Genomic DNA, 14909 nt, shown 5'->3' on the forward strand with positions numbered 1-14909 from the left:
CTGCAATTGCATCAATGCCGACTCGACCAGGCCCTGTACCGCTTCCATTTCATGGATCACGGCCTGCATCACGATCGAACTTGGGGCCGTGGGTTTGAGTTGCACGGATTGGCGGGCCACGAACAGGGCGCAGAGTACGTACTCTGAGGACTGGACCAGGGCGTCTTGCAGAGCCTGGGTGGAATCGAGGGAGTGGGGTGGATCGGGGACCATCTTGCGCATACACATCTCCAGGATCATTGGAGCTGCCGCAAGCTTGCTGTCAAACAAGAGGGTGGCAGCTGTACATGGGTTGACAGACCGAGGATCCCGGAGTAACTCGGCGCACACGAGGTGCCCCACGTACAGCCGCCATAAACAGTGCACGTGTGCGGGAAATCGTCGGCCTGTCAAAGCCGGTCGTTGATTTCGAAACGACAAGCCGAGACTAGAGCGCGACCCAATCCGTCGCAACAGTTTGAGCGGGTTGGCAGTATGTTTGGGAAATGGCCTACAGGGAAGGGGATTATTCTGAGTTTCAGCTGTAGGACTGGGGGCCGCTTTGCGGCCCATCGCGACACAAGGCCGCTCCTACAGGGGATTGCGCACAGGTCCAGCCTGGTGCGATCGCTTGTAGGAGCGGTCTTGCGTCGCGAAAGGGGCGCAAAGCGCCCCCCAGGGCCTTCAGCGCATTGCCGCCAGTTTGATGCCGAACCCCACCAGGCAAGCCCCCGCCAACCGCTCGAACATATTGGCAATCCGTGGGTTGGCGCGCATGCGTTCGGCCAACTGGTGCGTCAGCACCACCGCAATCAACCCGTACAGGAAGGTCACCACCGCCACCGTCGCCGCGAGGAAGCCGAAAGTCACCAGCCCCTGATGCTTCACCGGGTCGACGAACAACGGGAAAAATGCCATGTAGAACATGATCGCCTTGGGGTTGAGCAGGGTGATCATCATGGTCTGGCGCAGGTACTGGCCGTTGTCCATACGGCTGGCCCGCGGCGCGCCACCGGGTTTGCTCAGCAGCATGCGCAGGCCCAGGTAGGCCAGGTACGCAGCACCGGCCCATTGCACCACGTGGAAGGCGGCAGGGTAGGCCGTCAGCAGGGTGGCAACGCCAGCCACCGCCAGCCACAGCAGCACCTGGTCACCCAGGATAACCCCACAGGTCGCGGCCATGCCTGCCTTGATCCCGCCCTTGCCGGTGGCGGTGATCAGGGCGAAGTTGCCTGGCCCGGGGATGGCCAGGACGATGATGAAGGCGATGACGAACGCGCCGTAGTCGGTGACGCCGAGCATGGAGAACTCCTGTTGGTGGTGCGTAGGCAGAGTTCAAGACTATCGTCGCCACCGGTCCGCTTTTCAACCATCTGCCCGAAAATTGAAAACAGGCGCTCAAATTTCAGAAGTGCGGGACATTTCCTACAACGGCAACTAGTTGTTGCACACGTGCAACCAACAACTGCACCTTGAAGCTTGGATCCAATGCTTGGGTTCTGTATCATCCCGCCGCCATCAGAATGATGGCCTTAGATGATTCATTTAAAGGACTTAGTATGAAAAAGCTGTTCAAGGCTACCGTTGCCGTTGCTGTCGTTTCGGGTGTTGCCCTGCTGTCGGGTTGCACCGGCCAGGTTTACAACCAGCCGAAAAACTGCAGCTACGACTACCTGTTCCACCCTTCGGTTTCCATCTCCAAGATCATCGGTGGCTGCGGCCCGATCGATAAACTGCCTCAGCAGCAGTAATCTTGGCGGTACCCTGATCGCGACGCTTGCAGCGTGATCCAAGGCCCCCGGTCATTTCCGTGATCGGGGGTTTTTGTTTTTCCGCGTGACAATCTGCCACTGAGGCAACCCGTCGCCTTGACGCTCCGGGTGGCAATTTGTTTGTGCTGGCATTTAAGCTACAATCGGAAAAACGATTCAGCCGTGTCGGTCAATTCGACAAAAGGCCGAGTCGTTTTCTGGTTCTCTGGCTGCTGAACAATGATCAACAACAAGCCTGCGCTGCAGAACACGCTTTACCTGGGCCAGCCACAGGCCCGCCCTCTGTTCTCCTGACTGGAATCGATCAATGTTCAAGAAAGCTGGCAAGACCTTGCTGGGTCTGGCTGTCGCTGCAAGCGTCATGCAAGCGCACGCCGCAGAAACCAAGAAAGTAGATGTGCTGCTGGTCGGCGGCGGCATCATGAGCTCTACCCTGGCCGTTTGGCTGCACGAGCTGGAGCCAAGCTGGTCGATGGAAATGGTCGAGCGCCTGGATGGTGTGGCCGAAGAAAGCTCCAACGGCTGGAACAACGCCGGTACCGGCCACTCCGCGCTGGCCGAGCTGAACTACACCCCGGAAGACAAGGACGGCAACGTCAACATCACCAAGGCCATCGAAATCAACGAGGCCTTCCAGATCTCCCGCCAGTTCTGGTCGTGGCAGGTCCGCCAGGGCGTGTTGAAGAACCCGCATTCGTTCATCAACACCACGCCGCACATGAGCTTCGTGTGGGGCGATGACAACATCAAGTTCCTGAAAAAGCGTTATGACGCGCTGCAGGCCAGCCCGCTGTTCCGCCCGATGCAGTACTCCGAGGACCACGCGCAGATCGCCAAGTGGGTCCCGCTGATGATGGAAGGCCGCGACCCGAACCAGAAGCTGGCCGTGACCTGGACGCCTATTGGTACCGATGTCAACTTCGGCGAGATCACCCGACAGTTCGTCGGCCACCTGAAAACCCAGGAAAACTTCGACCTGAAGCTGTCCAGCGAAGTGCAGGACATCACTCGCAACAAGGACGGCTCGTGGCACGTCGAGTACAAGAACCTGAAGGACGGTAGCGAATCGGCCACCGACGCCAAGTTCCTGTTCATCGGTGCCGGCGGCGGCGCGCTGAAGCTGCTGCAGAAGTCGGGCATTCCTGAAGCCAAGGAATACGCGGGCTTCCCGGTGGGCGGCTCGTTCCTGGTGACCGAGAACCCGACCGTGGCCATGCAGCACATGGCCAAGGCCTACGGTATCGCCTCGACCGGCGCGCCACCCATGTCGGTTCCGCACCTGGACACCCGCGTGCTTGACGGCAAGCGCGTGATCCTGTTTGGTCCATTCGCCACCTTCTCGACCAAGTTCCTGAAGAACGGCTCGTACCTGGACCTGCTGAGTAGCACCACCACCCACAACGTGTGGCCGATGACCAAGGTCGGCATCGATCAGTACCCGCTGGTGGAATACCTCGCTGGCCAGTTGATGCTGTCTGACGACGACCGCTTCGAAGCCCTGCGCACCTACTTCCCGAACGCCAAGAAGGAAGACTGGCGCCTGTGGCAGGCCGGCCAGCGCGTGCAGATCATCAAGCGTGATGCCGAGAAGGGCGGCGTGCTGAAGCTGGGCACCGAAGTGGTCGCTTCCGAAGACCGCACCATCGCCGGCCTGCTGGGGGCATCGCCAGGTGCTTCGACTGCTGCACCGATCATGCTGAACGTGCTGGAAACCGTGTTCAAGGAGAAGGTCGCCACCCCTGAGTGGCAGGCCAAGATCAAGCAGATCGTGCCGAGCTACGGCACCAAGCTGAACGACTCGGCGGCGGCCACCCAGAAAGAGTGGAACTACACCGCTGAAGTGCTGCAGCTCGAGAAGCCACCGGTGATCGACGAGAGTGTCGGCACCACGGCTGCACCGAGCCAGCCGGTCGAGAGCAAGCCTGAGAATGACATGGCGCTGTAATCGGCCATTGTTTTGAAAGAAGCCACGGGGGAGACCTCGTGGCTTTTTTGTTGCCTGTACCGGCCCTTTCGCGGGTAAACCCGCTCCCACAGGGATTGCGCCAAGCCTGTGGCCAGCGCTATCCCTGTGGGAGCGGGTTTACCCGCGAAAAGGCCGGCACAGGTAAATCACTGCTGCCGCAGAATGCAGTCCAGCAACCCGGGAAACCGCTCCGCCAGCATCTCGCTACGCAACGAATTCATATGGGTAGTCCCCACATTGCGGGTATGCACCAACCCCGCATCACGCAGCACGCGAAAATGGTGGGACATGCTTGACTTCGGCCGGCCGCCGTCCAGCTCGCCACAGCTGGCTTCGGCCACGCCCGCCAGGTGACGCACGATACCCAGGCGCACCGGGTCGCTCAGGGCGTAGAGCAGGCGTTCCAGGGTAAGGTCTTCAGAATTGGGATGTTGATAGGCTCGCATGGTCGTCATGATAACGGGGCTATCATTAATTGCCATAGTTCGATTATGATCGAACTATCGTAATCAAACAGCTCTGGAGCTTGCCCATGTCCGCCTTGTTCGAACCCTATACCCTCAAGGACGTCACCCTGCGCAACCGCATTGCCATTCCTCCGATGTGCCAGTACATGGCCGAGGACGGCATGATCAACGACTGGCATCACGTGCATCTGGCCGGCCTGGCCCGTGGCGGAGCCGGCCTGCTGGTGGTCGAGGCCACTGCCGTGGCACCGGAAGGGCGCATCACCCCCGGTTGCGCCGGTATCTGGAGCGATGCCCACGCCCAGGCTTTCGTGCCGGTGGTGCAGGCAATCAAGGCCGCCGGTTCCGTGCCGGGTATCCAGATTGCCCACGCCGGGCGCAAGGCCAGCGCCAACCGCCCGTGGGAAGGTGACGACCACATTGCTGCCGACGACGCCCGTGGTTGGGAAACCATCGCCCCGTCCGCCATCGCCTTTGGCGCGCATCTGCCAAAAGTGCCGCGCGAGATGACTCTGGACGACATCGCCCGGGTCAAGCAGGACTTCGTCGATGCCGCCCGCCGTGCGCGCGATGCCGGTTTCGAATGGATCGAGCTGCACTTTGCCCATGGTTACCTGGGCCAGAGCTTCTTCTCCGAACACTCCAACAAGCGTACCGATGCCTACGGTGGCAGCTTCGACAACCGCAGCCGCTTCCTGCTGGAAACTTTGGCAGCGGTGCGTGAGGTATGGCCAGAGAACCTGCCACTGACCGCGCGTTTTGGTGTGCTGGAATACGACGGTCGCGATGAGCAGACCCTGGAAGAGTCGATCGAACTGGCACGCCGCTTCAAGACTGGTGGCCTCGACCTGCTGAGCGTGAGTGTCGGCTTCACCATTCCCGATACCAAGATCCCGTGGGGCCCGGCGTTCATGGGGCCGATTGCCGAGCGCGTGCGCCGTGAGGCGAAGCTGCCGGTTACCTCTGCGTGGGGGTTTGGTACGCCGCAACTGGCGGAAGCAGCGCTGCAGGCCAACCAGCTGGACCTGGTATCGGTAGGGCGTGCGCACCTGGCCGACCCGCACTGGGCTTACTTTGCGGCCAAGGAGTTGGGTGTGGAGAAAGCCTCCTGGACCTTGCCTGCACCGTATGCGCACTGGCTCGAGCGTTATCGCTGAGTTCAGAAGGGGGCTGCTGTGCACAGCCCATTCGCGGGTAAACCCGCTCCCACAGGATCTCCACTGCCCTCAAGGCCTGTGCGATCCCTGTGGGAGCGGGTTCACCCGCGAAGAGGCCAGCACAGGCTAAAACCGATCCAACCGGTAAGCCGCCATCTCCGGTCCACCGGCCATCTCAGCCAACCGTCCCACCCATTCCGCCGTCACTGCTGCCTGGGTCAACCCCAGGTGCTGATGCCCGAATGCCAACAGCACTCGCCCATCACACACCCGGTCGATCACCGGCAACGAATCCGGCAACGAAGGACGCAAGCCCATCCACGGCGTTGCTCCCTCCACACTCAAGTCCCGCTGGAACAACCCCTTGCTCAACCTGTGCAACTGCCACGCCCGTTGCATGCTCGGCGGCGCGTCCAGCCCGGCGAATTCCACCGTGCCGGCCAGGCGCAAGCCCTCGGCCATGGGCGTCATGATGAACTTGCGCTCCAGCGATGTGACTGCAAAGGGCAAACGCTGATGCTCGCCAGGCAACATCAGGTGGTAGCCGCGCTCGGTGTCCAGTGGCACCTGCTTGCCGGTCAGCGCGGCGGTCAACCGCGCAGAATGCGCGCCACAACTGATCAGTACCTGGCGGGCATCGAGCGAGCCCTGGTCGCTGGCCAGGCTGACCCCGCCGCCGTGCAGACGTCCGCCATCGACCTGCGCCTGAACAAAGCGCACGCCACTGGCCTTGGCTGCTTCGAACAGTTCGCACACCACCCGGTACGGGTCGATGAAGTGCCCGGTACGCGGGAAGAACAGCCCACCCAGCAACGACGGGCTCAGTTGCGGCGCCGCTTCGCGCACGGTGTCGGCTGACCAGAAGTCCACCGGCACCGCCTGCTGCAGCATGCGTGTGCGCAAGGCCTCCAGGGCCTGGCGCGACTCCGGGCGCTCGAAAACCAGCAACGAGCCATCTTCCTGGAACAGCTCGCTGCGCCCGATCGAACCCAGCAGCCGCTGCCAGGCACCCAGGCTGCCTTCGTTCAACGTGCGGATGCCGGCGACGCTGCGCTGAAACGGGCCCGGGCGCAGGTTGAGCAGCAAGCGGGTGAACCATGGCATGGCCTTGGGCAGGTACTTCCAGTCCAGGCGCAGCGGGCCCATCGGGTCCAGCAGCATGCGCGGCAGGCGTTTGAGAATCGACAGGTCTGCAATCGGAAATACCTGCTCGGTGGCCAGGTGCCCGGCGTTGCCGTAGGACGCGCCCTGGCCGGGTGCCTGGCGGTCGACCAGGGTTACCCGGCGGCCTTGGCGGGCCAGTTGCAGGGCACAGGCGACGCCGACAATGCCGGCGCCGACCACGGCGATATCGGTTTCAGCGGTTTCGACCATGCTCAGCCTTCCCGTTTACCGTCGAGCAGGCGCCGCAGTTGCAGCGGGTTGCCGTGCTTCAGCGCCTGCGGCAGCAGGGCATCGGGGAAGTCCTGGTAGCACACCGGGCGCAGGAAGCGCAGGATCGCCGCCGTGCCCACCGAGGTGCTGCGGGCATCGGAGGTGGCCGGGAACGGCCCGCCGTGGACCATCGCGTCGCATACCTCTACACCGGTCGGCCAGCCATTGACCAGGATGCGGCCAGCCTTGCGTTCAAGGGTCGGCAGCAGCGCTCGGGCGCCGTCGATGTCGGCGTCGTCCAGTTGCAGGGTGGCGGTCAGTTGGCCTTCCAGTTGCTCGGCCACCTGGCGGACTTGCTCATCGTTGGCGCAGGCCACCACCAGCGACGCCGCGCCGAAGACTTCGGCCTGCAACGCCGGGTCGGCGAGGAACGCTTCGGCCTGGGTCACGAACAGTTGCGCCTGGCACTGGTTGGGGCCTTGCCCGGCCTGGCCACTGGCGGCGGCCTGTGCATTGGCGTTTACGGCGAGGGCGCCGACACCGGCCTGGTAGGCACTGAAGATGCCCGGAGTGAGCATGGTCTGCGCCGCAGCCTGGCGCACGTGTTCGCTGGCGGCGGCGATGAAACGCTGCAACGCCGGCCCCTGGCGGGCAATCACCAGGCCGGGGTTGGTGCAGAACTGGCCGGCACCCTGGGTCAGCGAGGCGACGAAGCCTTGTGCCAGTGCCTCGGCGCGGGTCTGCAGGGCGGTGTCGAACAGGAATACCGGGTTGATCGAGCTCATTTCGGCGTACACCGGGATCGGCTCGGGGCGGGCTTGGGCCGCCTGGCAGAGCGCAATGCCACCACTGCGCGAGCCGGTAAAGCCAACAGCCTTGATGCGCGGGTCGCTGACCAGTGCAATGCCCACTTCACGACCAGAGCCGTACAACAGCGAAAACACACCGGCCGGCAGGCCGCACTGCTTCACGGCCTTTGCCACTGCCTGGCCGACCAGCTCGCTGGTGCCCGGGTGAGCGCCGTGGGCCTTGACCACCACCGGGCAACCGGCGGCCAGGGCCGAGGCGGTGTCGCCACCGGCCACCGAGAAGGCCAACGGGAAATTGCTGGCGCCGAATACCGCCACCGGCCCCAGGGCCACCTGGCGCTGGCGCAGGTCGGCACGCGGCAGGGGCTGGCGCTCGGGCAGGGCATTGTCGACCCGCACGTCCAGCCATTCGCCGGCCCGTACCACGCGGGCGAAGGTGCGCAGCTGGGTGCAGGTGCGGCCACGTTCGCCCTGGATGCGCGCCTTGGGCAGGCCACTTTCAGCCACGGCGCGGTCGATCAGGGCATCGCCCAGCGCTTCGATCTGCGTGGCGATGGTTTCGAGGAATTGTGCCCGTTGCTCGAGCGAGGTTTCGCGGTAGGCATCGAACGCCGCCCAGGCCAAGGTGCATGCCTGGGCCACGTGTTCGCTGGTGCCGCCGAGGTAGGCCGGTTCCAGCGCCTGGCCGGTGGCTGGGTCGATGGCACGGATGGCTTCGCGGCTGCCGGTTATCGGCGTCTGGCCGATCAGCAGGTTGCCTGTGAGGGTCATGGAGCCTCCTTTGGAATCAGTAACAAGGGAGACCGCAGCTCTTGTGGGAGCGGGTTTACCCGCGAAGCAGGCGACTCGGTGCCTGGCACCGGCTTCGCCGGTGTTCGCGGGTGAACCCGCTCCCACAGGGGCTGCGGCTCGGGCGTGAATCAGGCGATCAGGCGATGTTCTGCTCAGCCGACCAGCTGGCGTACCAGGTGCGGAACAGCGCGTACTGCTGCTCGGCATAATTGCGCTGGGCGTCGGTCAGCACGTCGGTCTCGTTGAAGTGCAGGCTGTATTCGCTGTCACCGTTCAGCACCATCAGGTGCTTGTAGTAGAGCACCAGGTCACAGCCTTCATCGAACGACGACAGCACCGCCAGCGCCGCTTCCAGTTCACGCGCCAGGCGGCGGGCCTTGGCATCACCCTTGGCCGCCTGCTTGCTCAGGCTCACCAGGTGCAGCACCTCACGCGGCAGGGCGTTGCCGATGCCGGTGATCGCGCCGGTGGCGTTGCAGTTGACGAAGCCATGCACCACCTGGGTGTCGACGCCGACCATCAGGGTCACGTCGTCATCCTTAGAGGTGATGTGCTCGGCGGCGTAGCGCAGGTCGGTGCCACCGCCGAACTCCTTGAAGCCGATCAGGTTGGGGAACTCGCTGCGCAGTTCGAAGAACAGGTCGGCGCGGGTGGCGAAGCCGTAGTACGGGCTGTTGTAGATCACCGCCGGCAGCTTCGGCGCGGCTGCAAGGATGGCCGAGAAGTGGTGCTTCTGGGCAATCAGCGAGGCGCCGCGGCTGAGCACGCGTGGGATGACCATCAAGCCGGCGGCGCCAACCTTGGCCGCGTGTGCGGCGTGGGATACCGCCTCACGGGTGTTCACCGCGCCGGTACCGACGATGGTCGGAATGCCGGCGGCCACCAGGCGCGCCACGCCTTCCTGGCGCTCGGCTTCGGTCAGCAGCGGCCAGTCGCCCATCGAGCCGCAATACACCACGGCGCTCATGCCGGCCTCGATCAGCTCGCGGCCCTTGCGCACCAGGGCATCGAAGTCCGGCTTGCGCTCGGCGGTGCAGGGGGTCATCAGGGCGGGCATGGTGCCGGTGAAGATGTTGTTGGTCATTGTTGTCACTCCTCGCGATATTCGATTTTTTGGAAAAAGCCGGGGTCAGATGCCCCAGGCGAACGGGTCCTGTTCGTCGATCAGCAGCGTGCTGTCGGCGGTCATGTAGGCGCGGCCGGTGATGAAAGGGCGAATGCGGTCGCCGTCGCGCTCGTAGCGGCCCTGGAACTGGCTGCCGGTGATACTGGCCTGTACCCAGGTCTGGCCTTCGTCGAGCTTGCCGTCGGCGGCCAGGCAGGCCAGCTTGGCGCTGGTGCCCGTGCCGCAGGGCGAGCGGTCGTAGGCCTTGCCGGGGCACATCACGAAGTTGCGACTGTCGGCGTTGGCATCGTCGGCAAACAGTTCGACGTGGTCGATGGGGGCACCGTTTTCACCGGTGATGCCTTGGGCTTCGAGGGCCTTGAGCATCGCCCAGGTGTATTCGGTCAGCGCCTCGCGGTTGGCCAGTTCGATGCGCTGGCCGTGTTCGGAGACGAGGAAAAACCAGTTGCCGCCCCAGGCGATGTCGCCACGCACCAGGCCATGGCCGGGCACCTCCACCTGCACCTGCTGGCGGTAGCGGTAGGACGGCACGTTGCCAACGGTTATGGCGCCATCTTCATGCAGGGTGGCGGTCACCTGGCCGACCGGGGTGTCGATCTTGTGCACGCCCGGTGCGATCAGGCCAAGATGCTGCAGCGAGGCGACCAGGCCGATGGTGCCGTGGCCGCACATGTTCAGGTAGCCAGCGTTGTTGAAGAAGATCACCCCGCAGGTGGCGTCGGCCGATACCGGTGGGCAGTACAGCGCACCGACCAGTACATCGTTACCACGTGGTTCCAGCAGGCAGGCGCGGCGCCACTGGTCGTGCAGCTCGCGCAGCTCGTCGCGCTGCTCGGCCATGCTGCGGCCACGCAATTGCGGGAAGCCTTTCATCACCAGGCGGGTGGGTTCCCCGCCGGTGTGCGAGTCGATGACGTGAATCTGTTTCATGAGCTTGTCCATTCTTTGATCAGCCAAGTCTTGTGCTGTTTGTGCGGGCCTCATCGCCGGCAAGCCAGCTCCCACAGGTATTGCATCGGCCTCTGGGTCAGCGCGGACCCTGTGGGAGCCGGCTTGCCGGCGATAGGGCCAGTAGCCGTTACGGAGCCAGTGCAGCCGGGCGCTGGCCTACCAGAGGTTCATGGCTGGCTTCGCTTTCATCCTCACCTTCCAGGCGCACCAGGTGGGCAGGCACGCCGGTGGCAGCACCCCAGTAGTAGATGCCCAGCGCACAAGCGGCCACGACCACGGTGTCGAACGGGTGGCCCAGCACCCCCAGGCCGCCGAAGCTGCCCAGCCACGACAGCAGGATGGTCACCGCGTAGAAGCCGATCAGCCATGCCGACGAGCGCACTTGCTGGGCCAGCGACAGGTGCTGGGTCGGCACGAAGCGGCCGCACAGCAGGTACAGCACGAACATCACGATCTGCAGGGCCAGCAGCCACGAAACGGTCTTCCAGCCAGACCAGTACACGATCAGCGCGGCGATGATGAACGACAGCGGGCCGAGCACGCCCATGCCCTTGACCCGGAACGGGCGCGGCATGTCGGGGGCGTTGCGGCGCAGTGCGGCGACGGTGACCGGGGCCACGGCGTAGCTCAGTACCAAAGCGGCGGAAACCACGTTGATCAGCGCTTCCCAGGACGGGAACGGCAGGGTCCAGAACACCGACAGGCCAAAGGTCAGCCACAGCGCCGGGCGCGGGATGCCGGACTCGGCGTCGATGCGGGTGAAGTACTTGAAGAAGGTGCCGGTCTGCGCCCAGCCATAGACCACGCGCGGGGTGGCGTTCATGTAGATGTTGCCGCAGCCGCTGGGCGAGATCACCGCGTCGGCCACCACCAGGTAGGCCAGCCAGCCCACACCCAGGGCCAGGGCGATATCACGATAGGGCAGGGCCAGTTCCTTGGTCACGGCGGCCCAGCCGTTGCTCAGCATTTCGGTCGGCACACTGCCGAGGAAGGCCAGTTGCAGCAGGGCGTAGATCGCGGTGGACAGCAGTACCGAGAGGATCAGCGCGATGGGGATGGTGCGCTGCGGGTTCTTCACTTCGCTGGCCACCGAAATGATCGGCGTCAGGCCCAGGTAGGCGAAGATGATGCCACCGGCCGATACCGCCATTTCAACGCCGGACAGACCGAACGGGGCAAAGCCCTGGACCTCGAAGTTTTCCGGCTTGAAGAAAGTGAACAGCACGCCGATCACCAGCAGCGGCACGATGAACTTGAACACGCTGACCAGGTTGTTGGCCTTGGCGAAGGTTTTCACGCTGCGGTAGTTGAGGAAGAAGAACAGCCCCAGCAGGGCGAACTGCACCAGCCAGCCGAGCACGGTCGGGTCGCTGGAGCCGGCCTTGGTCAGCCCGGGGAACCAGGCGGCGGCGTATTGGCGCGAAGCGACCACTTCGATGGCGATCAGGCTGGAAAAGGCGATCAGGGTAATGAAGCCCATCAAGTAGCCCAGCAGCGGGCCGTGGGAGTACACCGGGTAGCGCACCACGCCCCCGGCACGCGGCAGGGCGGCGCCCAGTTCGCAATAGACGATGCCCAGCAACAGTACGGCGAAGCCGCCAAGGAACCAGGACAGGATGCCGGCCGGGCCGGCGATGGCCGAGACGTGGCTGGCGGCGAACAGCCAGCCGGAGCCGAAGATGGCGCCTAGGCCGATGAAGGTGAGGTCCAGCAATGACAACTGTTTTTTGAATTTGCCTGACATGGGTTCGCCTTTTTGTTGGTTATTGGATAGGCAGGTCTGATGTCACGAGATGCGGCTTTTTGGGCCGCGCTCTTGTAGGACTTGGGGCGGCTTGCGTGGGGCATAGAGTGGACCGATCGGGGCGCCGGTTCTTGATGGTTTTCTGCAGGGGGGATGACGAAATCGGCACAGTTTCAAAAAAGCAGTGACTAGGTGCCGGGGTGTGGAATAGGCTGTAAGCCATACCGAGCAAGGGCTGTAGAGGTATGTGGGTATCGTTGGCCTCTTCGCGGGCGCGCCCGCTCCCACAGGTACAGCACAGGCTTCGAACTCTGTGGGGTACCTGTGGGAGCGGGCGTGCCCGCGAAAGGGCCGGCACAGCAAACCGAGATAGAGCAGATGACCGACACCCCCCTGGCAACCCTGTACCAGTCCCTTGACCAGCACCGCCCCGCCAACCTAGAGGCCCTGCTGGCCGGTGTGTCCCTGCTGCTGCCGATCCTCGACGCCATCCCCAACGCCGCGATCTTCATCAAGGACCCGGCCGCCCGCTATGTGCTGGCCAACAACACCCTGGTCCAGCGTTGTGGCCTCAAGCGCCTGCAGCCGCTGCTGGGCAAGACCAGCGCCGAAGTGTTCCCGGCACAGCTGGGCCCCGGCTACACCGAGCAGGACCGTCGTGTTCTCAAAGAGGGCCTGGTGCTGGAAGACCAGCTGGAGCTGCACCTGTACGGCAGCCGCGAGCCTGGCTGGTGCCTGACCCACAAGCGCCCGCTGTACAACCAGGCCGGCGAGATCATCGGCCTGGTCGGCATCTCGGTCGATTTGCAGTCAGCGGCCGATACCCACCCTGCCTACCAGCGCCTGGCGGCGGTGGACGAGCATATCCGCCAACATTTCCACCAGCCGATCAGCATGGGCGAGCTGACCCGTATCGCCGGCATTTCCGTGGCCCAGCTGGAGCGCTACTGCAAGCGGGTGTTCCACCTCACACCACGGCAGATGATCCACAAGGCGCGCCTGGAGCACGCCCACCGCTTGCTGCACTCGGAAATGCCGATCACTGATGTGGCGATGCGCTGCGGCTATACCGACCACAGCGCCTTCAGCCGCCAGTTCAAGCAACTGACCGGCTTCACGCCGCGCCAGTACCGCCAGGCCACCAGCGATCAGTCGGCCTGAAACAGCGCCCGCGCCTCATCGAAGCACTGCTCGGCAATTGCCGAACGCGGTTCGCTGCGGCGCAGCAGCAGGCCGACCGGGCTGTGGATGGCGGCGTCGGCCACCGGCAGGATGCGCAGGTGCTCGCTCAGGTCTTCCAGGCCGCAGCCCAGCGGCATGACTGCGCAGCACATACCGGTGTTGATGGCCTGAATCAGCTGGAAGCTCGAGTCGCTTTCCAGTACCGCATTCGGCTCCAGGCCACGGCTGCGGAAACTCAGGTCCAGCGATTGGCGGTAGTGCATGCCCTTGCTCAGCAGGCCCAGCGGAATGTCGCCCAGCTCGTCCCAGCGCAAGGTGTCGCTGGCGAACTGGAAGTGCCGGGTATCGTGCAGCAGGCCCATGGTGGTGGTGCCCAGTTCGATCACTTCGAAGAAGCTGGTGTTGACCTGGTCCAGGTAGCAGATGCCCAGGTCGAGCTGGTTGCGGCTGAGCCCGTCGATGACCTGTTCCGAGCTGAGCGAGCTGATCTGGAAGTGCAGTTCGGGGTATTTTTCACGCAGCGGCAGCAGCAGGTGCATGGGGTTGAAACTGGCCAGCGGCACCGTGCCCAGGCGCAGGCTGCCTACCACTTGGCCACGGCAGCTGGCGGCCTCGGCCTGCAGGCCGTCGTGGGCGGCGAGCAGCGTACGGGCCCAGGCCAGGATGCGCTCGCCGGCCTCGGTGAAGCCTTCGAAGCGTTGGCCGCGCTTGACCAGCACCAGGTCCAGCTCGTCCTCCAGGTTGCGCAGGCGCATGGACAGCGTCGGCTGGGTGATATGGCACAGCGCCGCCGCCTGGCCGAAGTGGCGGGTCTGGTCGAGTGCGATGAGGAATTTGAGCTGCTTGATGTCCATGGAAGTGCCTGGTAGCGGGTTATGCAGACCTTACCCCACGTCTGCGATAGATGTCATTGATCAGTCGGTACGCCATATCGATTGGACGCCCCCGGGCCATGCCTCTAGCGTGGCGGCAATGCCACTCGAGGAGCCCCACCGTGCGCGTCCAATCCGACGCGGTCTTTGTACCGCTCAACATCGCCGTGCTGACTGTCAGCGACACCCGTACCTACGACAACGACACCTCCGGTGAGCTGCTGGCCAGTCGCTCGGTGGAGATCGGCCACCGCCTGGTGGCGCGGGCGTTGCTCAAGGACGACCTGTACAAGATCCGCGCCCAGGTCGCCACCTGGATTGCCGACGAGCAGGTGCAGGTGGTGCTGATCACCGGCGGTACCGGTTTTACCGGGCGTGACAGCACGCCGGAAGCGGTCGAGTGCCTGCTGGACAAGCGCATCGATGGCTTTGGCGAACTGTTCCGGGCCCTGTCGATTCTCGATATCGGCACCTCGACCGTGCAGAGCCGGGCGCTGGCCGGGTTGTCCAACCGCACGTTGGTGTGCTGCCTGCCGGGCTCCACCGGGGCCTGCCGTACGGCGTGGGAGGGTATCCTGGCGGAGCAGCTGGATGCGCGGCACCGGCCATGCAACTTCGTCAAGCACCTGAAACCGATCGAGGCCTGTGCAAGCCGGGGCTGAGTTTTCTCCTGTACCGGCCCTTTCCCGGGTAAACCCGCTCCCACAGGTATCGCGCA

The 14909-nt window shown here is 64.1% G+C and carries 14 protein-coding genes; 5 read left to right on the plus strand and 9 right to left on the minus strand.

Annotation, left to right across the window (positions count from 1 at the left end; genetic code table 11):
• On the minus strand, positions 1 to 222 hold a 222-nt coding region (locus ACK1U9_RS15700; protein WP_449109998.1), incomplete at its 3' end, for a hypothetical protein.
• A 441-nt stretch (positions 223 to 663) separates the two neighbouring features.
• A complete protein-coding gene (locus ACK1U9_RS15705) occupies positions 664 to 1281 on the minus strand; it encodes a LysE family transporter (RefSeq protein WP_085706214.1) in 618 nt (205 codons plus the stop codon).
• Positions 1282 to 1538: 257 nt separating this feature from the next.
• Here ACK1U9_RS15705 and ACK1U9_RS15710 point away from each other — a divergent pair, with 257 nt between their 5' ends.
• Both ACK1U9_RS15710 and mqo read left to right on the plus strand, forming a co-directional pair.
• On the plus strand, positions 1539 to 1730 hold the full coding sequence (locus ACK1U9_RS15710; protein WP_046616491.1) for a YhfL family protein: 192 nt from the start codon (positions 1539 to 1541) through the stop codon (positions 1728 to 1730).
• 328 nt (positions 1731 to 2058) lie between these two features.
• The gene (gene mqo / locus ACK1U9_RS15715) at positions 2059 to 3696 is read left to right on the plus strand and encodes a malate dehydrogenase (quinone) (protein WP_108479994.1); all 1638 of its coding nucleotides are present in this window, start codon (positions 2059 to 2061) and stop codon (positions 3694 to 3696) included.
• A gap of 167 nt (positions 3697 to 3863) precedes the next feature.
• Here mqo and ACK1U9_RS15720 read toward each other — a convergent pair whose 3' ends face one another.
• Positions 3864 to 4199: an ArsR/SmtB family transcription factor gene (locus tag ACK1U9_RS15720; protein ID WP_046616489.1), complete on the minus strand. Its 336-nt coding sequence runs from the start codon at positions 4197 to 4199 to the stop codon at positions 3864 to 3866.
• Positions 4200 to 4249: 50 nt separating this feature from the next.
• Between ACK1U9_RS15720 and xenA the strand changes: the two genes are divergently transcribed.
• On the plus strand, positions 4250 to 5341 hold the full coding sequence (gene xenA, locus ACK1U9_RS15725; protein ID WP_046616488.1) for a xenobiotic reductase XenA: 1092 nt from the start codon (positions 4250 to 4252) through the stop codon (positions 5339 to 5341).
• A 126-nt stretch (positions 5342 to 5467) separates the two neighbouring features.
• Here xenA and ACK1U9_RS15730 read toward each other — a convergent pair whose 3' ends face one another.
• The 5 genes from ACK1U9_RS15730 to ACK1U9_RS15750 form a co-directional block, all read right to left on the minus strand.
• Positions 5468 to 6715, minus strand: a complete 1248-nt coding sequence (locus ACK1U9_RS15730) for an NAD(P)/FAD-dependent oxidoreductase (RefSeq protein WP_085601003.1) — start codon at positions 6713 to 6715, stop codon at positions 5468 to 5470.
• A 2-nt stretch (positions 6716 to 6717) separates the two neighbouring features.
• A complete protein-coding gene (locus tag ACK1U9_RS15735) occupies positions 6718 to 8295 on the minus strand; it encodes an aldehyde dehydrogenase (NADP(+)) (RefSeq protein ID WP_449109999.1) in 1578 nt (525 codons plus the stop codon).
• A gap of 157 nt (positions 8296 to 8452) precedes the next feature.
• Positions 8453 to 9400 carry a dihydrodipicolinate synthase family protein gene (locus ACK1U9_RS15740; RefSeq protein ID WP_108479991.1) on the minus strand — a complete coding sequence of 316 codons (948 nt, stop codon included), beginning with the start codon at positions 9398 to 9400 and terminating at the stop codon, positions 8453 to 8455.
• 45 nt (positions 9401 to 9445) lie between these two features.
• Positions 9446 to 10372, minus strand: coding sequence for a 4-hydroxyproline epimerase (locus ACK1U9_RS15745; protein ID WP_108479990.1), 927 nt, complete (start codon positions 10370 to 10372; stop codon positions 9446 to 9448).
• A 148-nt stretch (positions 10373 to 10520) separates the two neighbouring features.
• Entirely contained in the window at positions 10521 to 12137 is a 1617-nt protein-coding gene (locus tag ACK1U9_RS15750; RefSeq protein WP_015271365.1) for an APC family permease, read from the minus strand.
• A gap of 378 nt (positions 12138 to 12515) precedes the next feature.
• Between ACK1U9_RS15750 and ACK1U9_RS15755 the strand changes: the two genes are divergently transcribed.
• Positions 12516 to 13298, plus strand: coding sequence for an AraC family transcriptional regulator (locus tag ACK1U9_RS15755; protein ID WP_108479989.1), 783 nt, complete (start codon positions 12516 to 12518; stop codon positions 13296 to 13298).
• Here ACK1U9_RS15755 and ACK1U9_RS15760 read toward each other — a convergent pair.
• Positions 13286 to 14173: a LysR family transcriptional regulator gene (locus tag ACK1U9_RS15760; protein ID WP_085601008.1), complete on the minus strand. Its 888-nt coding sequence runs from the start codon at positions 14171 to 14173 to the stop codon at positions 13286 to 13288. The genes ACK1U9_RS15755 and ACK1U9_RS15760 overlap by 13 nt on opposite strands.
• 140 nt (positions 14174 to 14313) lie before the next feature.
• Here ACK1U9_RS15760 and moaB point away from each other — a divergent pair, with 140 nt between their 5' ends.
• Entirely contained in the window at positions 14314 to 14853 is a 540-nt protein-coding gene (moaB, locus tag ACK1U9_RS15765) for a molybdenum cofactor biosynthesis protein B (protein ID WP_046616479.1), read from the plus strand.
• The last annotated feature ends 56 nt before the right edge of the window (positions 14854 to 14909 follow it).

This window comes from Pseudomonas sp. XP1, assembly GCF_053557675.1.